This is a genomic window from Peribacillus sp. JNUCC 23, assembly GCF_053653995.1.
In genome coordinates this window covers 3562317-3583269 of the sequence record NZ_CM132202.1, presented here as the reverse complement: position 1 = coordinate 3583269, position 20953 = coordinate 3562317, and the positions used below count along the sequence as shown (strand labels likewise).

The following is a 20953-nucleotide window of genomic DNA, read 5'->3' as shown; positions in this document are numbered from 1 at the left end:
AAAGAGGATAAAAAGAGCCGAGAAGTTTTGCGAGCAGACATCTAAAATCTTTCGCGAATGCAGTAACGTTTGGAACCGGGCCTGCATAGGATGTGCTGATTTCCGTTTTGCGCACAAGGCGTACGCGATTTTAACAGAAGGTCATTTTTGAAAAACCTTTACAATAAAGCATCACAAGGTCTAGGTTTAAATGGATACGGTCATATAGGTGAATAGAATGAAAGACAGAAGTAGTATTGCTAATTTTATAAATATTTAGTAATATTTTTTAGAGTAAGCTCGTACAGGAGGATCATGATGCGAATCGTATTAGAGCTCATCCGGATTATGGCGATATTTCTTATTCTAGGAACCATACTTGGCCAAATAATCAAGTTTGTTTTCGTATCCATTGGTTTACATACGGATCAATATGATTGGCTTTGCGTGATAGCCATCTACATGTCTCTATTTGTGTTATACCGAGATAAGCTACAATTTTCTGGTTGGTACAAAGGGAAGGCGAGAGAAAAACTACCGATTCACATTTCCCAGCTAATGCTTGCTACAGCAATTTTGTTAATTGTTTTAACACCGGTGTTCAGTTTGTTGATGTAATTGAATATTTGATATGAAAATAGCCTGCAATCTTTATAGATTGTGGGTATTTTCGGTCTTATAACCCATTAGACATAGGCTTTTTTCATTTATTATAATGGAGTATAGAGATAACTGAGGCTTTAGGATGTTTAAAACATCCATATGAATTTATCGTAAAGTAACAAAATTACAGCTTTCTGATCGAATTAGAAGACAAATATTTTGAATAAAGGGTGGATGGGATTGGAAGATCATTTATCGAAATTTGTATTGGATTGGGTGTTGAAGTCTGTAAATCCTCAGGCTAGCGTTGTATCCGTTCAACGACTTCCTGGGAGTACTTCATCAAGAATTTACTGTATTTCTCTCTGTAATGAAAGGAATATAGAGAAATATGTTTTACGCCAGATTGATGATCGCGAATGGCTTCATGAAGAACCTGACCTTGCTTATCATGAAGCAGAAAGTCTGCGTCTTGCCTTACATTTGGATATTAAAACACCAGAAATAATTGCATGGGATGAAACAGGCAGTTCTTGTGGAGTACCCTCAGTGTTGATGACAAAGCTAGATGGGGATGTGGAGTTAATCCCGAAATGTATGGACAACTGGTTGAATGGCTTGGCGGAGACACTATCAACGATTCATATGTTAGAAGGCGTTGATTTCCTATGGAATTATTATACATATAATGACATGTCATCATTCGATATTCCGACATGGTCAGACTATCCTGACGCATGGGGCGAAGCAATTAGAATAGTGCGAGGATTCCGGCCAGAGGAAAAGTTATGCTTCATTCACCGAGATTATCATCCAGCAAACGTTCTTTGGAGTCAAAACAAAGTCGGTGGAGTCGTTGACTGGGTGAACGCGTGCTTGGGACCAGCTGGGGTTGATGTGGGACATTGTCGCCTTAACCTTGCACAACTGTTTGACGTTGCCACGGCCGATCATTTTCTAACTGCTTATCAGCATTATGCGGGTTCAGCTTTTCGCTATGATTCATATTGGGATCTCGTTTCCTTGATTGATATTCTTTTTGGGCCACCAACAGTTTATCCTGGTTGGGCAGCTTTTGGTGTAACTGGATTGACGGATGAAATGATGAAAGAAAGGTTGGATGCCTATTTGTTAAGTATCTTAAGAAAAATTTAAGGAATGTAAGAAGAAAGCTGTGACAGTAAAGATTGAACTGGTCGCTGCTTTTTATTGTGCGTGCAAAAGAGAGAAAATAATCAGGATTAGTGGTTAATCAATCGATGTATTAATCTAATTAAATATATTACCTTGACTGTCATGGTAACTCGGTATATATTATACTAAAGGGGGTGAGCCTTTGGGAGATATTAAACTATCTTCTGATTTGCTTCGTGGCCATTCAGATACGATGATTTTAAAGCTGCTTTTAAGTGGTGATAAATATGGCTATCAGATTAGTAAAATGATCTATGCGAATTCAGGTGAACAGTATGAATTAAAGGAAGCCACCATGTATTCAAGTTTAAAGAGAATGGAAAAAGAGGGAAGTATAACGTCCTACTGGGGCAATGAAAATCAAGGTGGACGAAGGAAATATTACAAAATCACGGCAATTGGTGAAGACACATATGAACAAAATATAAAAAATTGGGAGCAGGCTAAACAGATTCTAGATGGTCTGCTTTGAAAGGATGATTTAGAGGATGCAAGAACAACTAAACAAGTACGTCCATAATATCTTTGCCCCTTATCAAGAAGTGAAAACGGCGAAAGAGTTGGAAGAAGAGCTTTTGAATAATTTAAATGAGAAATTTAATGATTATAAAAAGAGTGGATACAGTGATGAGGAAGCTTATCAAATGACGATTAACTCGATTGGTGAAGTGTCGGAATTAATCGAATCCATCAACCTCCAGCAAACTGAACTTCAAAAAGTGATACAAATGGACTTCTCACGATCAAGTTTAGTGGATTCCGATTTTCGTTCAGTTTCCGTTCACGACGGTAAGTTTAACAGCAGTGATTTAAAAGGGTCCGATTTTTCCGATTCCGATTTAACGAATAGTACGTTTAAATCCAGTAATTTGGCAGATACCATTTTTGTGAATGTGAATCTAACAGAGACGCTTTTTAAAGCAGCTAATTTAAAGGGAGCGACGTTCAAAAATTGCATCTATGAAAAAACCTTTTTCAAAACAAGTAATTTGGCGGGTCTGAATTTTGAAGGTGAGACGTTTGAGGGTACGGTATTTGAAGGGTGTAACTTAAAAAAGGCATCGTTTAAACATAGTACTTTAAAAAACGTACAGTTCCGCTTATCCGATATAAAGAAAGCTGATTTCAGCGGCGCCACGATGGATAAATTGACGTATAATTTTTTGAAGGCAGGAAAAGCGGACCTTAGTAATGTAACGGTCGTTTAAGAATTTGGAATTGGAAACCGTTAATATGATATGTAGCTCGCAAAGTTAGTTCCAGCGCGCAAATCAGAAAAGCGGCTCGCAAAGTGTTGAATCCGGTTCGTAAATCAGATGTCGGTTCCGAAAAGTGGGTGTACCACATCATAATCACGATTTTCGTTATAGATAGTACGTTAAAAGCAGTGAGAGTTGTCCATTCTCACTGCTGTTTTGCAATTTTTGATGAATCGACACTTATTCCACCGCTCCACTTTCGAGAATATTCAATTTGACATTCACTTGAAAGGGGATATTTGGATATAATTTCTTCCATTCCTTCTTATCCCAGCTTCTCGTTCTTGTTCGTACTTGTTCACCAACTCCAAGCGGGTCGACATCAAGTTTCTGAAGTTTTACAATTAGTTTTTCAGCTCGTTTTTTTAATACATTTTCCATCTTCTTTTCAATTTTTCTGATCTCTTTTTTATCAACCTTATCACCAGTGAACTCTCGTAAAACCGCTTCTATGTTTAAATTAATTATGATAGGCGAATTGGTCATCGGTTCAGGGATGTTGTATGAAACTTTTGAGGAAATATTGTAGACGGACGCAAATAACTTTTCCCCTAATTTCGCTGAAAAGCCTTCTTTGTTAGAAGATTGTTCTACTAACATTTTAAAAATGACATTTTCATGCTCTTTTGTTTGATACACGAATTCCCCCTGATTAAATAGGGCGACACCAGTAATGATTGGATTCCCATTTTTAGGCTTGATTATTGGGAGAAAAGGGTCCATACCTTCTGCATTCTGCGCATATGAAAATAAATGCAGATTAGTTTTTGGGAGAATTCCGCTTTGGATATTATGCTCAATCGCATTTGATAAGTATGTGCCTTTATCCACGTTACCGAACTGTTTGGTTAAGACCTCCTCAGCCTTTCCATCAACAACGGCTAAATACACGGTATTCCCGATAGAAGGATCGCGAATTAATGTATCTGTCATTCGCGTTAAATCATGTTTAGCAAGCTCCTTACTATATAAGATGACTTCTATTTTTCCACTGTAAATGGGTTTATCCGTTTGTTGATTCATTTTCTGTCTGACGTCTTTGCTCAAAGAAGAAGTCGCCGTAAAGGTAACATTATTTACTTTCTTATCCGGCATATAGTAAGGAATGACAGCGGTAGATGTAAAATGGTCTTTATCGATGTAATCATAACTGACGGCTGTTGCTATGTTAATTTCATTTAATACTGTAGGTTCGATATCCATACAACCCGAAAGAAACAAGCTCATAATCGAAGATAGTACTATGGTTTTAATTCTCATGCGTTTTTTTCCTTATTTTTGACATAATGTATGATAGACAAAGCAGGATAGGGATATAAACTGTATAAAGAATAAAACCAACATAGGACATATAATCTTGAAAGGTATTGACAGTTTCACGATCTTTCAAAGCGAGTGACATAACAATTAATATCACTAGAAAAAGAATGGATATCCTGTTAGGTTCTACTTTAAATAGGACAGACGTTCCTTTCGTAGCTGCCCAAATAAATAGGCAAATATTAGGGAGGATAAAGATCACCCATGTTGCGATGCCGATATATTCAAACCGTTCTATAAAAGGAACTTCGACGATACTCCAAAAAGACAGTGTAGCCCATACATACCTGCTGATTTGATTTTCGGAGTAAAATCCGATTGAAACAATCGTCAGCAATAAATACGATAGGATTGATAAAATATTTGCCAGTTGCGCCCATTTATTTGCTTTTTTTTGATGCTTGATTAATGGGTAGAACATGAGTAAAGTCGAAAAGCCCATATAGCTAAGTGACATATCTCTCGTTGCCAAAGCTATTTCTTTATATGAGTGATTCCATACTGGTAATAAGTTGCGAAATTCTGTATATTCCAATGGGAAAAAGATTGTTAATATCAAATAAGAAGGAATGATGACGCCCAAAAAGCATATTCCAGTTAAAACTTGAAAACCTCCAGAAACTGTATAATAAATTAAGAGTGCAAAAACGATACTAAAAGTCATTACATTAATTTGTGGAAACATCCATGCCTGAACAACTTCAACATAGGCTCGATAAACAGCAATGCCCATGAGCAGCCAATAGGTGATCCAGATCATATTCAAAAAGCCACCTAGGACTTTTCCGAAAAGCTGAGTATGGATGCCCATTAAGTCCTGCTTCTGCGAATTTAGAAGAGTAAACATACACCAAATTACGATTGAGAACAGGAGTCCAGCAGCAATGACTGCAATCCAGGCATCGTTTCCGGCTGATTTTATGATGAGTCTTTGAAAGCCCAGAACTCCTACCCCAATTTGTACTTTTAAAACGAGAAAGAAGACTAAGAATGGAGAAATTTGTTCATTTTTATTAATCATATGTGAATAGAGTCTCCTTTTACTTAGTCTTTCTGTTTTGGGGCAGGGCGTTTAGATAGCAATGAAAATGGCAGACGGATAAGAGAATCCTTTAAGCTCTGAAGCTTTGGCGGGTATAGTGGCTCAAGATAAGGTCTTCCTAGTGTCGTGATTCTTAACAAATGTATAAGCATAAAACAAAAGCTTATCGCAACACCTAAGATCCCAATATAATAAGCCATTAACAGAAATGGGAATCGGATGAGCCGAATCGTATTACCCATTTGATAAACAGGTGTTGTAAAGGAAGCAAGAGCTGATAATGCTACAATAATTAATAGTACATTACTCGTTAAGCCCGCTTCGACCGAAGCTGTTCCTATGACGATACCACCAACGATACCAATGGTTTGTCCTACTTTGGTAGGTAGCCTCGCCCCAGCCTCACGGAGTAACTCAATCACCAATTCCAACACAAGTGCCTCTAGAATAGGAGGAAAAGGAATCCCGCTTCTTGAAATAACAAGCGTATTAATCAGATTTTTCGGCAATAATTCGTAGTGATAAGTTAGAATTGCTACATATATCGGTGTAATTAAGATTGAGAATAATACAGCAAAAAATCGGACGAGACGAAAAAATGAAGCCATTGTCCAATTAAGAAAATAATCCTCGGAGGCAGTAAAAAATTCTACCAATGTAGCAGGACCTATGAGTCCATGTGGTGCACCATCTACTAATATGACAAGCTTCCCTTCACCTAGCACGGCAGCTAAACGGTCTGGCCTTTCCGTATCAATAAACTGTGGAAACGGCGAATTTTTTTTATCCGTAATCATTTGAGATATATAAGAACTATCAATAATCTGATTCACATCTAAATTCGTGATTCGTTGAATAACGGTGGAAACATTCTTTTTGTCACAAATTCCGTCAATATGAAGGACTGCCACTCTTGATTTTGATAATTTTCCTACAATTAACTCCTCCACCTTTAACTCTTGGATCGGCAATCTCTTTCTAATGAGATTCAAATTCGTATCGAGCGATTCTACAAGAGATTCTTTTGGTCCAATCACGCTAAACTCTACCTCAGGCAATGAAACAGTTCTGGACTTTTGTGAATCAGCTTTTATTAAAACGGCCTGATCATCTTTCCCTTCCATCGTTATTGAAATATAGCCGATTAATAAATGATTTTGCATATCGTCTGGTTTCTGAGTGAAAAGTAAATTTTCAATTGGCAAGGCTTGAACAGCATTTTCAAGAGTGGACGAAGATTTATTTAAATAAGGAAGTAGGTCTCTATGTAAAATATCAGTGTCGATTAAAGTAGTAAAATAAGAAATACAGAGAGCATCATGCTCTAAGCCAAACATAAAGCTTGTAAAATCTTTTGACTCCTTTAGCTGCTGTATGACTTCATTGAATTGAGGTGTTTGCGATTGATTGCTTTTTTGAAAGGGGAACTTTTTCACTTTTAGTCACCTCATAATTCTTCGTTTGACATATATTTTAAGCAAAATGGAAATTATTATGCGTATTAGCTAAATTAGTCATCCTAGAATAGGCAAATCTTGTTAAAGAAAGGCTAGACTTTGGTTTAGTCTTTTTTGTTTTGAATTTTCTGAAACTTTATGTTAGTTTGTGTAAAATAATGTTAAAATGATCGTAGTGAGTTCAATCTATTTGTTTGGAGGTAAATCAAAATGACAATTGTAGTTAAGCCAAAAATGTTGAAAGCTAGTAGCGTCAGAGCTATTAGTAAATTTGCTGCTTGGTGTTATCTTGAGTCGTATCATATCGTTTCAGAAGAAGAGCTAGATGATATTTTTGACAACAAAGATGAAACATACATTAAAAAATTGTTATTACATGGTTTACAATCTAAAGGATTACTGATAAAAGATTGAAAGATTAATAACTAAGCTACAAATAGTCGGGAGAATTAAGCGGTCATATTTACAACGAAAAATATTTTGTCTCATATTTCAATTAGTATTGCAACCGTCTTTCTAACCTGATAATATAAATATCAATATAATATTTCCTTTTAATACGGTCCAGAGAGGCCGAAAAGGGTGGCTTGATAGTCTTATATTTTTAAGTCTAACTTCGTGCATTCATGCCCTTTTGTCCTCTGTGACGGAAGGGCATTTATTTTTGTTTGAATAGCACCTCTTTTAAATAAAGTCCTGTGAGACTTGAAAAGAGAATGGAAGATTTTCTTGTAATTGATGAATTGCATATCCATTCCCTCAAAGCATCAAGAATTTTTTTACGGCAAGAATAATACTGGAGGATGGAACAATATGAATTATCGTAATAAAACAGTTGTAGCGTCAGTAGCAGGTTTAACGTTAGAAGGCATGGACATTATGTTTATCTCTTTTGCCATGTCGATGATTATTGCGGAGTTTCACATTGATTTAGCAACGGGAGGGCTTATTTCTTCCATAACGAATATCGGCATGCTTGCAGGTGGGATGATCTTTGGGATCTTGGCAGATAAGTTTGGCCGGGTGCGAATTTTTACCTATACGATTATACTGTTCGCTATAGGTACAGCTCTAACAGGACTCGCTACAAATATAGAGCAAGTTTATGTGTTCAGATTTATCGCTGGACTTGGCGCTGGAGGAGAGTATGGGATTGGAATGGCTCTTGTTGCAGAGGCATGGCCAAAAAATAAACAAGGACGGGCTTCTTCTTATGTAAGTATTGGAGCCCAATATGGTGTCATTCTCGCAGCGTTACTTAGCGCCATCATTCTACCTACCTTGGGCTGGAGAGCATTGTTCTTCGTTGGTGTACTTCCGGTAATATTTGCATTTATTGTGAGGAAAAACTTAGATGAATCTCCAGAATGGATGGAAGCTCAAAAACAGAAAAAGGTCGTCAACAAACAAGAGAAAGGCAAACTGCTTCAATTGTTTGAAACTAAAAGAACAGCGATGACGACGATTTCCCTAGCCATTATGGCAACGGTGCAGATTGCAGGTTACAATGGTTTAATGATTTGGCTACCATCCATGTTGCAACAATCTCAAGGTTTGTCTGTTTCAAGTTCAGCCCTTTGGACAATTAGTACTGCAGTTGGAATGATCATTGGGATGTTAACCTTTGGACAATTCATGGATCGATTTGGCGCGAAACGTGCTTTTGGTATTTTCCTACTTGCCTCCGCATGTGCTGTATTTCTTTACTCGTATGCAGAAGGCAGTGCAGGTGTATTAATCGGTGGTGCCATTGTTGGTTTCTTTTCGAATGGGATGTTTGCCGGATATGGAGCGTTAATCAGCAGTTATTATCCTGTTCAAATTAGAAGTACAGCGACCAACACAATATTCAACTTTGGTCGAGCGATAGGTGGACTGTCACCAATCCTCGTTGGTTATATTCTGCAAAGTTATGATATGACAGTAGTGATGACCTATTTAGCAGTCTTATATATCATCTCATTTGTCGTGATGCTTAGTCTTAAGAAAAGACAACCGACAACTTTAATAGATGGACTAAATCATTAACACAAGAAGAGTGTCCGATATGGGCACTCTTTGTTTATGTTGTTATTGTAAATATTATTTTTAGTTGGAAATTATAGGTAAACTTGAAATTAAGTAGTAAATTTTTATTACCATGGAGGGGATACGACTTGTTTAAACTATTTATAATTGCTCATATTCTTACAGGCATTATTTGTTTAATAGTCGGTATATTCGCTATGTCTTCAAAGAAGAAAAAAGGCAAGCATACAATAGTGGGTGAAATGTATCATTGTTCTTACGTATTTGTGTTTGGAACGGCCATTATTATGTCTATTTTACATTGGGAAAAAAGTCAGTATCTCTTTTATATCGCTTTATTTTCGTATGGACTTGCTTTACTTGGCTATTTGGCTGTTAAAAAGAAGTGGAAAAATTGGTTGGGTTTCCACCTAGGAGGGATGTTAGGTTCATATATAGGTATTGTAACAGCCACTTTAGTAGTAAATGTGCATAGAATACCTTTATTAAATGAATTTCCTACATTAGTGATTTGGTTCTTACCTACAATAATAGGAACTCCAATGATAGTTAAAGTTGGCCAAAAATACGGTTCAAAACAAGCTAGTTTTTAATTCTACTTTTATTATGGCAAGTACTTATAAGAAGGACACTTCTCTACTCTTCGATTGAAAAATCTCTGTAATGGATGAGCTACTAATTCTTTTGATAAAGAAGTGGCTTTTTTCCTCATAATGAAGAGGGAAATCATAAGAAAGGGTCAGACCCGCCACTACTATATACAGTTTAAATGAAGTGTTAGTAACCCTTCATTTAAACTGTATGGTGAGTGCGAGGTCAGACCCTTTGGGACATCCTCTATTTCTTCATATAATTCTCTGTGAAATAAGGTCTCGATTCGGAGTTGAAATCGACGCCGACTCCTAGTTCTTGATATTCGGGGCGGAGCTTATTTTCCCGGTGTCCAAGTGAATTCATTAATCCTTCGTGGGCAAAGATGCTGCTTTGCTGGCCTGCCGCAAGATTTTCTCCTGCCATGCGGAATGTGATAGCATCCGCTTCCATTCTGTCGAAAGGAGATTCACCCTCGAGGTTGGTGTGGTTGAAGTAGTTGTGAACAGCCATATCGGTACTATGATCGCGAGCTGTTTTTCGAACTGCGTTATTCCAGGAAAGTACGCCAAGGTTATGATTGACTCTCGCTGCATTCGTAAGATCGAACAATTGGTACTCGAACCCTTCCTTTAAATAAGAACTAGGCTTACCGAAGAAATCTCTCTTCTTTGCTTCAAGATTATCACTTATAATTTGCAGTGCGGTGACCGTATTATTTTCATGCTTGTCGTAAAAAACCGTTATATAGCTATGATCGATATGAAACGTATTGTACTCTTCATTGTCCAATTGATAAAAAGTTAACCCTTTTTGAATTTTTGTTAACGGGTTTCCTAATTGTGAAAGGACTGTTTCTTTAGTTGTGCCAAGTTTCAAGCCTTGTTTCGATGAAATAAGATCCTGATTCGTATAAAATCCAGCCACTTTCTCTTGTTCATCATAAGCGACCATGAAAAAGTTCTGGTAATTCTCATGATAGGCATGCCATTCCACCCCGTATTCATTTAGAGAAGAACGTTTTGGTGTGCCAACCTGACTTTCCACATCTGCTTTCGAATCACCGAGCTCTATATTATGGATGGAGAAGGCTTGTTTCGGTGTAGCTAACGAAGGCTTCTTAACTGGATTAACATCAGGCTGTTCTTTGTCTAATGAAGAATCTAATTTTTCATTCACCATGCCAAACAGATTCCTGGCACCATCCTTCAGCTTTTCCATGCCAGATGAAACTTCCGGTGAATTTTTTAGAGAAGTTACGTCTGATTTCAGCTCCGAGAATGCAGCTTGAAAACCCGATTCCCTAAGCTTCTCTCCATAAAAAAACCAAAATACACCGACAATAATCAATATAGTAAAAAGAAAGCGTACCTTTTTCAAAAATTGTTCCACTCCTTCCTCCATGTCGGTATCTATGACTATTCTAGTTGTTTTATTGTACCAGTTTAGAAAAAAGCATGCATACTTTGATAACTGGAGTTTTATGGTGAAAATAGTCTTCTTCCTGAACTTTATTGAAGAAATGGTTGAAGCCAACTTCATCTAAGTTCGTCTATAAGCAAAAGTGAAACGCTTGAACCGATTTGTAAGGGATATTCTTTTCTTAACGCCCAATCCGCCAAAATTTCAATCAACCAATATCCTTGCTATAATAGATGGGAAAGATTAATTGAGATTGAGGTGCTTATAATGGAAGAAATTAAAACGATTACCCCAGAAGAGGTAGAAGCTAAACTTGAAGCAGGAGAAAACTTGGAACTTGTTGACGTTCGTGAAGATGATGAAGTAGCAGAAGGAATCATTGAAGGGGCTAAACATATTCGGATGAACGATATTCCTGCCACACTTGACTATTTTAATAAAGAGAAAGAATATATTTTCATTTGCCGTTCAGGAGGCCGCAGCGCAAACGTAGCGCATTATCTACAAGAGCAAGGCTACAAGGTCGTGAATATGGTAGGTGGAATGCTTGAGTGGAATGGTGAAGTAATTGTGAAATAAGGAAGACCTTGACGGGCGTTTTCTATAAAAAACATCCATAAGCGTCTACTTTAAAATCCAACGATGAAAAAGGTTCAGGTACTCAAATTGTAATACCATATGAAGGTGGCGGTGCGGGGCTGATTTGGCGAAGCCCCGCCGCTTTTCATCTGAGTTGGGTCAGACCCCACATCTATTATATATGGTTTATTAATGTATGACACAATAAACCATATGTAGAGTGTGAGGTCAGACCCGTTTTTTTCAAAAAAATGAATAGTATCATTACTTTTAGGGCACTCTGTATTTAAAAAGGCAGGGGATGGCCGATGATTCAAGTAAAGTTGTTTGATTATGAGCATGAAAAGGATCTAGAAGATGAAATCAATGTATTCCTTGAGGATATCCGTGAAAATAAACTTGTTGACATCAAATACAATATTGCGACGACCGGGGAAGAGGAAGATGATCAAATCTATTGTTTTAGTGCGATGATTATCTATAAGAAGTGACAGCAGTATATAGAGAAAAGGAATTCAACCCACGGCTGATATAATCGAAAATTGGCTGATATAGGCAAGTGTTTTGACAGAATCACTTGGCAGAACTGCTTCATTTAATAGAATATTCTCGAAGATCATTTATTTATGTGTCAAATTGAAAAAGAGCAGATACCAATTATGATTTTGGTATCTGCTCTTAATATTATGCGTGACCTTTAGCATAGAGAGCTGCGTTCATTCCCGCGAGCCGCCCTGTTACAAGCGCCGAGGTAATATTGTAGCCTCCGGTGTAGCCGTGAATGTCTAAGATTTCACCGCAAAAATAAAGACCTGGCATAATTTTCGAGCCCATTTCCTTTGGTTGAATTTCTTTCACAGATACTCCGCCACCGGTAACGAAGGCTTTTTCGATCGAATGAGTACCATTTACAGTGAATTGGAAGTCTTTGCATAGTTCCACAAATCGTCGGACTTTTTCATGTGCTAAATTGCCACCTTGTTCTTGCAAATCGATGCCACTTTTTTCAAGCAGAAAATGCAAATAGCGCTCAGGAAGTAAGCCTTTTAACGTATTCTTAATCGCTTTTTTCGGGTCATCTTTCATTAGTCTAATCACTTCTTGAAAAACTTCTTCTTTGTTTGCATCCGGCAAAGCGTCAATGTTCATCATTACAGCTTGGGATTTTGCTTTTTTTAATTCTTTGACAACGAACTGACTACAGCGAAGAACGGCGGGGCCAGAGATGCCAAAGTGGGTGAAGAGCATATCCATCCTGTGCGTGATCAGCGGTTTACCCTTTGCGTTCAATACACTCAAGGAGACGTCGCGAAGTGCGAGACCTTGCAGAGATTTGTCCTTAATGAATGGCTCATTGCTTGTTACAGGTACTTCAGTTGGGAAAAGCTCGGTAATCGTGTGACCGGCTTTCTTTGCCCATGCATAGCCATCCCCAGTCGAACCCGTCTGAGGTACAGATTTACCGCCGACTGCTACAACAATGCTACCTGCCGTGAAGGTTTGGCCATCTTTTAAACGTACACCTGCAGTTTTTCCATTCTCATAGAGAACTTCAGCAACAGGGGAATTTTTATAAACTGTTACTTTCAAGCTGTTCATACGCTCAAGCAAAGCATCGACAACGCTTTGGGCACTGTTATTAACAGGAAACATCCGCCCGTGGTCTTCTTCTTTTAACTCAACACCAAGCTTCTCAAAAAATGCGATAATATCTTCATTATTAAATTCGGAAAAGGCACTATATAAAAAGCGTCCATTTCCCGGGATATGTTTAATAATTTCATCTATCGAAAGGCGATTGGTAACATTACAACGGCCGCCACCTGATATGGCAAGCTTTCGCCCAAGTTTTTCTCCTTTATCAACAAGAAGCACATTCGCTCCTTTTTCTCCAGCGGCAATTGAAGCCATTAATCCAGAAGGACCGCCGCCAATTATTATTACATCATATTTCATGTGATCACCAGCTTTACTATTTTCATTTCTTCATTATATAGCATAACTAGCTAGGAAGTAAAAACGACATGTGAAAACATTTGCTTGTGCCCCATGTGAGATTTTGCTAAAATTTTTGAGATGATAATGAAAAAATGCTCATTTTAAAGGTCAATATAGATTTTTTAATAGGAAGGGAATATGGTAAGATAGAGAGCGTGAAAACGTAACTGACATAGGCAGGAAGGGATTAGATGTCTTCAAAGCTTTTAAAAGGAGCGTTCATATTAACGCTCGGTTCGGTTTTATCGAAAGTATTAGGGCTGTTATATGTGATACCGTTTGACGCATTGATGGGAGTAAAAGGAGCTGGTCTGTATTCCCATGCGTACGTTCCATATACGATCTTTATCAGCATGGCTACAGCTGGAATGCCGCTTGCCGTTTCTAAAACGGTTTCTAAATACAATTCATTAGAAGAATATGCGGTTAGTCGAAAATTATATAAGTCAAGTTTGAAACTTATGTTAGTAACAGGGGTTTTAGCTTTTATCGTAATGTATGCGTTAGCTCCTGTGTATGCTAACTTCGTAAGTGTCGGTGAAAAAAGTTTTACAGCTGATGATATTACAGCTGTAATTAGGGCAGTAAGTTTTGCATTGATTATCGTACCATTTATGAGTATTATCCGTGGCTTTTTTCAAGGGCATCAAAAAATGGAACCAACGGCTATTTCGCAAGTAGTTGAACAAATCGTTCGGATTGTTTTTCTACTTGCTGGTGCATATGTCGTACTGAAAATAATGGATGGTAATCTTGTAACAGCGGTCAGTGTTGCAACATTCGCGGCAGCAATTGGTGCAGTTGGTGGGTTATTCGTTCTTTTATGGTATTGGAAAAAAGAAAAACCTTACTTAAACGACCTTTTGAAACAAGACAAAGGGACAATGGATATTTCATTGCCTCATATTTATAAAGAGATTCTCATTTCTTCGATCCCATTCATTTTTGTATCGGTCGCTATGCCTGTTTTCCAGTTTGTGGATAACTTGACGTTTGAGAAGACTTTGGTTTCGATTGGTTTGAGTGGTGACTTTGCCGAATCAGCTTTTGGTATATTAAATTTTAATGCACAAAAGTTAGTTGTGATTCCAATGACACTAGCGACTGCCTTTTCGATGGCTCTTCTTCCATCCGTGACAAAGGCTTATGTGAGTGATGATGACAAAGCCTTTCGTCATCAACTAGATCAGGCATTTCAAATTTTACTATTTTTAACGATCCCTGCCGTCATTGGGATGGCAACTTTAGCTGATCCGATTTACACTGCGTTTTTCGATCATAATCCATTAGGGACGAGTATTCTTGCTACTTATGCTCCAACAGCGATTTTATTTGCGTTATTTTCTGTGTCAGCTGCCGTGCTACAAGGGATTAACCAGCAAAAATATTCAGTGTTAAGCTTATTAGTAGGATTACTAATTAAATTGAGCATAAATATTCCATTCATAAAAATGTTTGAATCAGTAGGAGCGGTATATGCAACTACCTTGGGGTACATCGCTGCCTGTGCTTTGAATTTATTTTTTATTCATTATTTTACAGGATATCGGTATAAGCTTGTGATAAAGAGAACAATTCTTATGAGCGTATTTACGGCAATTATGGGACTTGTAGTTTGGGGAGTAGAAAGTTTATTAGGCCTGTTTTTGGATCCTGAAATCAAACTTCAAGCAATTGTAATTATTATCATATCCGCTATCTTCGGTGGTCTCGTCTACGCAGCTTTCTCTCTAAAAAGTAAATTAGCACACCGCTTATTTGGCAGTCGAATCGATCGTTTAGCACAGAAACTGGGTGTAAAGGCGAAGGTTTAATTAAAAAGAAAATAGGGAAGAGTATGAATCTCCCCATAATAGATAGAGGATGTCCCAAAAGGGTCTGACCCAGCACTCATCACACAGTTTATCGTGTTTCTTACACTTTGTTTAAACTGTCTGTAGTAGTTGTGGGGTCTGACCCTTTTCTTGTTATAATAGAATGAATGCATATAAACAATACATGTTAAAGAGATGCAAGATCAATCGTACCGGAGGAACTTATGAGAATTGATAAATTATTAGCAAATGTGGGCTACGGTAGCCGAAAAGAAGTGAAAAGTTTACTTAAATCAGGCGCTGTCGTCGTGAATGAACAAGTTGTGAAGGACGCGAAGGCGCATGTTGACCCAGAAGTGGATCATGTAACGGTACATAACGAGCCAGTGGTATATAGAGAGTTCATCTATTTGATGATGAATAAGCCTCAAGGCCTTATTTCTGCCACGGAAGATAATTTTCAGGAAACAGTGATTGATATACTAGAACCAGAAGATGCAGCAATGGAGCCTTTTCCAGTAGGACGCTTGGACAAGGATACAGAAGGGTTACTGTTGATTACAAATGATGGCCAACTGGCTCACCAGCTACTTTCCCCAAAAAAGCATGTCCCGAAAACGTATTTCGCAGTGATTAACAGTGAAGTGACACAAAGCGATATCGAAGAATTCAGTAAAGGGGTAACACTGGATGATGGCTATCATACTAAGCCTGGAGAGTTGAAAATTTTAAAATCAGGACTAACATCTGATATTGAATTAACGATTATGGAAGGGAAATTTCATCAAGTAAAAAGGATGTTTGAAGCGGTAGGCAAACGAGTCGTTTATCTGAAGCGTATTTCAATGGGCAGCCTTGGGCTTGATGAAGCGCTCGAACTTGGTGAGTACCGTGAATTAACCGATGAGGAACTTGAGGCTTTACGGAACGGACAATAATCATAAGCAAAAAAATGAGGCGGACTGTATGAGTCTGCCTCATTTCTAGTAGATGGGTACTATTCTTCTATGTCTTTAGTTTGTAAATGCATGGTTGAAAATCTTTTAAAAAAACTGCGTCTTTAGCTTTAAGATGACATCTTTACTTTTTTGCTTGTTGTGGTCCATAGTCCGCGGCTTGGGCTTTTGACTAAGTCGTTATAAGCTAACACATTTAAATCGCGCTGTATTGTTCGAGGAGTGATGCCAAATTCTTCTACAAGGTCCTGAGTAGAAACCGTACCGTTATTACTAATAAACATATAAACGGATTTAATACGGGTTAACATGCGATTTGTTGAAGGTTTCAAAAAATCACTCCTTATTATTTTTCATTGGCACTAAAACAAATGAAAACAACCGATAAGATGGACAACATTCCAGCTGCCACTATGTACTTGCTTTACCCATCCTGAAACTCCCCTAAAACATTGCGCAAAATTTCAAGCTGTCATTTGCCTTTATTCTACCTCTTTATTGGAAGAAATTCTAGAAAAAAACCATGTAATTTACAAAATATTTACTTTTCACCGTTAATTTATGCGTGTATTCTCATTTTATTCATTTTCAATCGACTTATGGGAAAAAATTCCGATTGGTTTTATGTAAAGTGTTAGGTATAATTCCAATGTATTCATTAATAGTTAACAGGAGGAAAAGGGTTGCTAGAAGAAAGATTTAGAAATGATCTTGTTTATCGAAAAGAGAACGTGTACTTTATTTTCACAATGATTTTTAGTATTATGATGTATATTTTTTTAGCCTTTAGCATTATTGGAATTGTGATTATTGGAACGCTCATTTTATTGTCATTATTTGTCCATGGTTTATCGATGGCGCATATTCGCCGTAATGGCGTTCGGATCAGTGAAAGACAGTTTTCAGGGGTTTATGAAAAGGCAGAGTTACTTGCAAAAGAGATGGATATGAAGGTTCCCAATATGTATGTGTTGGAGTCTTCTGGGATGTTGAATGCGTTCGCCACTCGTTTTTTCGGAAAAAATATGGTTGTTATTTATTCGGAATTATTTGACTTATCCGAAGAGGGGAAGGAAGATGAGCTGATGTTCGTGCTGGCTCATGAATTCGCCCATATTAAACGAAGACATGTGTTGGTGCATATGCTTGTTCTTCCTGCGATGTTTATGCCATTACTTGGTGAGGCGTATATGCGCGCTTGTGAATATACATGTGACCGCTATGCGCACTTTTATGTGCAAAATACGGAAGCATCGAAACAGGCTCTTACCATGCTTGCCATAGGAAAGAAACTTGCTCCGAAAGTGAATCAGGATGCATTTGTGAACCAAATTCGCGAAGAGTCGGGATTTTTTGCTTGGTTAAGCGAAAAGCTCTCCACACATCCCCACCTTCCAAAGCGTTTAAATGCGTTGGATAATTGGTCATTTCCGGAAGAAAAAGAATTAATTAAAGAGAAAAAAGCAACGGTCATATTAGGGATTAGCCTCAGTATCCTGCTATTTGCGGCTCTGTCTATTGCAGCAGGTGTAAGTATTGCCAAAGCGGTATCGACTCTAGCCACTAGTGATTTCGCTGCTATGTTCTCAGATGACTATGAAATGGAAGAAGGCTATACACCGCTTATGATTGCAGCCTCCGAAAATGACACGGAGACCATGCTTTCGCTCCTTTCCGAGGGTGCCGATATTAATGAAACCGACGATTACGGCCAAAGTGCACTTCATCAAGCAGTGTCCTATGAAAATTACGAAATAGCTAAATTACTGCTAGAAAAAGGCGCAACCGTTGATTTAGTAGATTCGTATGACACAACCCCACTGAATCTTGCTGCTTATATGGAAAATGTTAAACTGGTTACCTTATTTCTTGAATATGGTGCAGATCCAACTAAAAAAGATTTGGATGGTCTATCGGCGATCGATTACGCGAAGGATTCGAATAACAAAGAATTGATCGAACTATTTAACCAATAAATTGAAAAGACTTTTTTCCTGAATTGGAGAGAAGTCTTTTTTTATAAATAAATTTTTTGAAAAAATATCTTGCATATCAACTACATACATGTTAATTTGTTAATGAATTATAAATCGTAATAATTACGATTTAAATTAAATCAATATGTATGTAGATTATTTGTAACGAGATAAAAAATTTAGAAGGGAAGATACGAATGAATAAAATTCCAGTAACAGTACTAAGCGGATATTTAGGAGCAGGTAAAACAACTCTGCTTAATCACGTCTTACATAACCGGGAAGGCCTTAAAGTCGCAGTGATTGTAAATGACATGAGCGAAGTCAATATCGATAGTGAATTAATTCAAAAGCAAGGCGGTTTTTCTAGAACAGAAGAGAAATTAGTAGAGATGTCTAATGGGTGCATCTGCTGCACATTACGTGAAGACTTACTTGTTGAAGTGGAAAAGTTGGCAAGACAAGGTGATATTGACTACATCTTAATTGAATCTTCTGGGATTAGCGAGCCTGTTCCAGTTGCGCAGACATTCTCTTATATTGATGAAGAAATGGAGATTGATTTAACTAGATTCTGTAAACTGGACACGATGGTAACGGTAGTCGATGCGAATCGTTTTTGGCATGATTTCGAATCCGGTGATTCACTGCTTGATCGTAAGGAAGCGGTGGGAGAAGACGACGTTCGAAATATCGCCGATTTATTGATTGACCAAATTGAATTCTGTGACGTTCTTATTTTGAATAAATGTGATTTAGTTGAATCAGAAAATTTGGGAAAACTAGAAAGAGTGATAAGAACGCTGCAGCCTGAAGCGAAAATTATTCGTTCTGTTAACAGTACAGTTCACCCAAAAGAAATTATGAACACAGGATTATTTGATTTTGACAGAGCAAGTTCCCAAGCTGGCTGGTTAAAGGAACTTAACTTAGGGCCTGCACAACATACACCGGAAACGGAAGAATACGGAATATCCTCTTTCGTATATGAAAGAAAATTTCCTTTCCATTCAGAAAGATTCAATAACTGGGCTGGATCAATGCCCATTCAAATTGTTCGTGCAAAAGGAATTGCTTGGTGTGCAAGTAGAAATAACTTAGCCTTGTTATTATCACAAGCCGGCCCATCTGTAAGCATTGAGCCAATCTCTTATTGGGTAGCCTCTCTGCCAATCGCGCAACAGGAAGAAATTTTACGACAAAACCCAGGTTTGACTGAAACATGGGACGAAGAATTTGGAGACAGACATACGAAACTAGTGTTCATCGGGCTGGATTTGAATGTTGAAATGATTACCAAAGAATTGGATGGATGCTTACTCACTCCGGATGAGTTTAATGATGAATGGAGTAAACTTAAGGACCCATTTGTCTGGCAGCTAACTCAGTAATAAGTAAACGAACAAGGAAAATGATGTGAAATCATAATTTATAAATCGTAATAATTATGATTTGATATTGCGATTTAAGTTGGAGGAAAGATCTTCGTTTTTATTTTCACTTCAGATCGAAGACAGACTTGCTTAATATGTGGCAAGTTTGTTTTTGTTTAACTGCTAATTCATTTTTCCGTAAAGATTGTTTATCCTAGATCTCTTCTCACTTCTGATGGTTATTCTACTTAAATTTCTCCCAATGATTTTATGATGGTATTAGGATCGAAACATCTATTTTTGATAACATTTATCTTTTCCCTTTCATTCTTAGCTGAAATTATCTAAAATAGGGATGATCAAAAAAAGAAAATGTAGACGTTTTCAAAAAAAGGGGCCTGTGATGATTACAACCATGAATAGTTATTCGCCTTATATGACATTTACCAAAGAGGAATGGGCAAAATTACGTTTTAACACACCGATGACATTGACAGAAAATGAGTTAGAAGAATTACAAGGAATCAATGAGAATATATCAATGGATGAAGTTACAAATATTTACGTTCCGTTGGCTAGGCTTATTAATTTATATGCGACGGCTTCTCAACAACTTCATTCTGTCACTGATACTTTTTTTGGGAAAAGCACCCGTAAAATACCTTATATTATAGGGATTGCGGGTAGTGTCGCGGTTGGGAAAAGTACAACCTCGAGAATAATTAAGGCTTTGCTCTCGAAATGGAATAATCACCCAAAAGTTGAAATTGTAACAACAGATGGCTTCCTTTTTCCGAACTCTGTATTGGAGCAAAAAGGGTTAATGCAAAGAAAGGGATTTCCAGAAAGCTATGATATTCGCGAACTCATAAAATTTCTGGCACAATTAAAATCAGGCACTCCAACCATTTCATCCCCCGTTTATTCACATTTGTATTATGATGTCTTGCCAGGGGAAAATGAGATCATCGATCAGCCAGATATCGTGATTGTAGAAGGAATAAATGTGTTGCAAACACCTATACTTCAGGATCAGTCATTACCAAGTGTATTTGTCTCAGACTTCTTTGATTTATCTATTTATGTGGATGCAGTAGAGAGTGATTTGAAGGAATGGTATATAGACAGGTTCATGAAACTAAAGGAAACAGCTTTTCACAATCCGAAGTCTTACTTCCATCGTTATGCGTCTCTTTCCGATGGTGAAGCTTGCGTTGTTGCTGCGGATATTTGGAATCGAATTAATAAAGTCAATTTGCTTCATAATATTGAGCCTACAAAGACACGAGCTGATTTAATTTTAACAAAGGCTGCCACTCATGATATTCATTCCATTAAGTTGAGGAAGATTTAAGCTGACTT

Annotated in this window: 20 protein-coding genes; 14 read left to right on the top strand and 6 right to left on the bottom strand. The window is 37.6% G+C overall.

The window, feature by feature from the left end; all coding sequences use genetic code 11:
* Positions 1 to 297 precede the first annotated feature (297 nt).
* The 4 genes from JNUCC23_RS17060 to JNUCC23_RS17045 all read left to right on the top strand — a co-directional run bounded on the left by JNUCC23_RS17060 (position 298) and on the right by JNUCC23_RS17045 (position 2984).
* Entirely contained in the window at positions 298 to 597 is a 300-nt protein-coding gene (locus tag JNUCC23_RS17060; RefSeq protein WP_062176535.1) for a hypothetical protein, read from the top strand.
* A gap of 219 nt (positions 598 to 816) precedes the next feature.
* Entirely contained in the window at positions 817 to 1737 is a 921-nt protein-coding gene (locus tag JNUCC23_RS17055) for a phosphotransferase family protein (protein ID WP_454216104.1), read from the top strand.
* 181 nt (positions 1738 to 1918) lie between these two features.
* The gene (locus JNUCC23_RS17050) at positions 1919 to 2248 is read left to right on the top strand and encodes a PadR family transcriptional regulator (protein WP_403068789.1); all 330 of its coding nucleotides are present in this window, start codon (positions 1919 to 1921) and stop codon (positions 2246 to 2248) included.
* A gap of 16 nt (positions 2249 to 2264) precedes the next feature.
* Positions 2265 to 2984, top strand: coding sequence for a pentapeptide repeat-containing protein (locus JNUCC23_RS17045; RefSeq protein ID WP_454212590.1), 720 nt, complete (start codon positions 2265 to 2267; stop codon positions 2982 to 2984).
* Between the two features lie 231 nt (positions 2985 to 3215).
* Here the strand turns inward: JNUCC23_RS17045 and JNUCC23_RS17040 are convergent, their stop codons facing one another.
* Genes JNUCC23_RS17040 through JNUCC23_RS17030 form a run of 3 tightly spaced genes read right to left on the bottom strand, consistent with a single transcriptional unit; the run spans position 3216 to position 6833 of the window.
* Complete coding sequence (locus JNUCC23_RS17040; RefSeq protein WP_454212588.1) at positions 3216 to 4295, bottom strand: Ger(x)C family spore germination protein; 1080 nt, start codon at positions 4293 to 4295, stop codon at positions 3216 to 3218.
* On the bottom strand, positions 4285 to 5376 hold the full coding sequence (locus JNUCC23_RS17035; RefSeq protein ID WP_049682677.1) for a GerAB/ArcD/ProY family transporter: 1092 nt from the start codon (positions 5374 to 5376) through the stop codon (positions 4285 to 4287). Before JNUCC23_RS17035 ends, JNUCC23_RS17040 begins: the two co-directional genes overlap by 11 nt.
* 23 nt (positions 5377 to 5399) lie before the next feature.
* A complete protein-coding gene (locus tag JNUCC23_RS17030; protein ID WP_454212586.1) occupies positions 5400 to 6833 on the bottom strand; it encodes a spore germination protein in 1434 nt (477 codons plus the stop codon).
* 231 nt (positions 6834 to 7064) lie between these two features.
* On the opposite strand from JNUCC23_RS17030, the gene JNUCC23_RS17025 reads away from it, so the two are divergent.
* The 3 genes from JNUCC23_RS17025 to JNUCC23_RS17015 all read left to right on the top strand — a co-directional run bounded on the left by JNUCC23_RS17025 (position 7065) and on the right by JNUCC23_RS17015 (position 9475).
* The gene (locus tag JNUCC23_RS17025; RefSeq protein WP_403068804.1) at positions 7065 to 7268 is read left to right on the top strand and encodes a hypothetical protein; all 204 of its coding nucleotides are present in this window, start codon (positions 7065 to 7067) and stop codon (positions 7266 to 7268) included.
* A gap of 399 nt (positions 7269 to 7667) precedes the next feature.
* On the top strand, positions 7668 to 8882 hold the full coding sequence (locus JNUCC23_RS17020) for an MFS transporter (RefSeq protein WP_454212584.1): 1215 nt from the start codon (positions 7668 to 7670) through the stop codon (positions 8880 to 8882).
* 128 nt (positions 8883 to 9010) lie between these two features.
* Complete coding sequence (locus JNUCC23_RS17015; protein WP_454212583.1) at positions 9011 to 9475, top strand: DUF2306 domain-containing protein; 465 nt, start codon at positions 9011 to 9013, stop codon at positions 9473 to 9475.
* A 244-nt stretch (positions 9476 to 9719) separates the two neighbouring features.
* On the opposite strand, the gene JNUCC23_RS17010 is transcribed toward JNUCC23_RS17015, so the two are convergent.
* Positions 9720 to 10865: a CAP domain-containing protein gene (locus JNUCC23_RS17010; protein WP_454212581.1), complete on the bottom strand. Its 1146-nt coding sequence runs from the start codon at positions 10863 to 10865 to the stop codon at positions 9720 to 9722.
* A gap of 297 nt (positions 10866 to 11162) precedes the next feature.
* On the opposite strand from JNUCC23_RS17010, the gene JNUCC23_RS17005 reads away from it, so the two are divergent.
* Entirely contained in the window at positions 11163 to 11474 is a 312-nt protein-coding gene (locus JNUCC23_RS17005; protein WP_454212579.1) for a rhodanese-like domain-containing protein, read from the top strand.
* Positions 11475 to 11782: 308 nt separating this feature from the next.
* The gene (locus tag JNUCC23_RS17000) at positions 11783 to 11965 is read left to right on the top strand and encodes a sporulation protein Cse60 (RefSeq protein ID WP_403068858.1); all 183 of its coding nucleotides are present in this window, start codon (positions 11783 to 11785) and stop codon (positions 11963 to 11965) included.
* A gap of 193 nt (positions 11966 to 12158) precedes the next feature.
* Here JNUCC23_RS17000 and JNUCC23_RS16995 read toward each other — a convergent pair whose 3' ends face one another.
* Positions 12159 to 13430 carry a BaiN/RdsA family NAD(P)/FAD-dependent oxidoreductase gene (locus JNUCC23_RS16995; RefSeq protein WP_403068861.1) on the bottom strand — a complete coding sequence of 424 codons (1272 nt, stop codon included), beginning with the start codon at positions 13428 to 13430 and terminating at the stop codon, positions 12159 to 12161.
* Positions 13431 to 13663: 233 nt separating this feature from the next.
* Between JNUCC23_RS16995 and JNUCC23_RS16990 the strand changes: the two genes are divergently transcribed.
* Positions 13664 to 15286 carry a putative polysaccharide biosynthesis protein gene (locus tag JNUCC23_RS16990; RefSeq protein ID WP_403068864.1) on the top strand — a complete coding sequence of 541 codons (1623 nt, stop codon included), beginning with the start codon at positions 13664 to 13666 and terminating at the stop codon, positions 15284 to 15286.
* Between the two features lie 224 nt (positions 15287 to 15510).
* Positions 15511 to 16224: a pseudouridine synthase gene (locus JNUCC23_RS16985; protein ID WP_403068867.1), complete on the top strand. Its 714-nt coding sequence runs from the start codon at positions 15511 to 15513 to the stop codon at positions 16222 to 16224.
* A gap of 128 nt (positions 16225 to 16352) precedes the next feature.
* On the opposite strand, the gene JNUCC23_RS16980 is transcribed toward JNUCC23_RS16985, so the two are convergent.
* On the bottom strand, positions 16353 to 16574 hold the full coding sequence (locus JNUCC23_RS16980; protein ID WP_028392313.1) for a DeoR family transcriptional regulator: 222 nt from the start codon (positions 16572 to 16574) through the stop codon (positions 16353 to 16355).
* Between the two features lie 351 nt (positions 16575 to 16925).
* Here JNUCC23_RS16980 and JNUCC23_RS16975 point away from each other — a divergent pair, with 351 nt between their 5' ends.
* From JNUCC23_RS16975 to coaA, 3 genes are all read left to right on the top strand, one after another.
* Complete coding sequence (locus JNUCC23_RS16975; protein ID WP_454212576.1) at positions 16926 to 18218, top strand: M48 family metallopeptidase; 1293 nt, start codon at positions 16926 to 16928, stop codon at positions 18216 to 18218.
* Between the two features lie 197 nt (positions 18219 to 18415).
* Positions 18416 to 19609 carry a GTP-binding protein gene (locus JNUCC23_RS16970; RefSeq protein WP_403068873.1) on the top strand — a complete coding sequence of 398 codons (1194 nt, stop codon included), beginning with the start codon at positions 18416 to 18418 and terminating at the stop codon, positions 19607 to 19609.
* Positions 19610 to 19994: 385 nt separating this feature from the next.
* On the top strand, positions 19995 to 20945 hold the full coding sequence (gene coaA, locus JNUCC23_RS16965; protein ID WP_062176583.1) for a type I pantothenate kinase: 951 nt from the start codon (positions 19995 to 19997) through the stop codon (positions 20943 to 20945).
* The last annotated feature ends 8 nt before the right edge of the window (positions 20946 to 20953 follow it).

Excerpts from the sequence above, each read along its gene's own strand:
- JNUCC23_RS16970 (WP_403068873.1), top strand. The coding sequence starts at position 18,416 with ATGAATAAAATTCCAGTAACAGTACTAAGCGGATATTTAGGAGCAGGT.
- JNUCC23_RS17060 (WP_062176535.1), top strand. The coding sequence starts at position 298 with ATGCGAATCGTATTAGAGCTCATCCGGATTATGGCGATATTTCTTATT.
- JNUCC23_RS17025 (WP_403068804.1), top strand. The coding sequence starts at position 7,065 with ATGACAATTGTAGTTAAGCCAAAAATGTTGAAAGCTAGTAGCGTCAGA.
- JNUCC23_RS17035 (WP_049682677.1), bottom strand. The coding sequence starts at position 5,376 with ATGATTAATAAAAATGAACAAATTTCTCCATTCTTAGTCTTCTTTCTC.
- coaA (WP_062176583.1), top strand. The coding sequence starts at position 19,995 with ATGATTACAACCATGAATAGTTATTCGCCTTATATGACATTTACCAAA.
- JNUCC23_RS16995 (WP_403068861.1), bottom strand. The coding sequence starts at position 13,430 with ATGAAATATGATGTAATAATAATTGGCGGCGGTCCTTCTGGATTAATG.
- JNUCC23_RS17005 (WP_454212579.1), top strand. The coding sequence starts at position 11,163 with ATGGAAGAAATTAAAACGATTACCCCAGAAGAGGTAGAAGCTAAACTT.
- JNUCC23_RS16985 (WP_403068867.1), top strand. The coding sequence starts at position 15,511 with ATGAGAATTGATAAATTATTAGCAAATGTGGGCTACGGTAGCCGAAAA.
- JNUCC23_RS17055 (WP_454216104.1), top strand. The coding sequence starts at position 817 with ATGGGATTGGAAGATCATTTATCGAAATTTGTATTGGATTGGGTGTTG.
- JNUCC23_RS16990 (WP_403068864.1), top strand. The coding sequence starts at position 13,664 with ATGTCTTCAAAGCTTTTAAAAGGAGCGTTCATATTAACGCTCGGTTCG.
- JNUCC23_RS17040 (WP_454212588.1), bottom strand. The coding sequence starts at position 4,295 with ATGAGAATTAAAACCATAGTACTATCTTCGATTATGAGCTTGTTTCTT.
- JNUCC23_RS17020 (WP_454212584.1), top strand. The coding sequence starts at position 7,668 with ATGAATTATCGTAATAAAACAGTTGTAGCGTCAGTAGCAGGTTTAACG.
- JNUCC23_RS17000 (WP_403068858.1), top strand. The coding sequence starts at position 11,783 with ATGATTCAAGTAAAGTTGTTTGATTATGAGCATGAAAAGGATCTAGAA.
- JNUCC23_RS17045 (WP_454212590.1), top strand. The coding sequence starts at position 2,265 with ATGCAAGAACAACTAAACAAGTACGTCCATAATATCTTTGCCCCTTAT.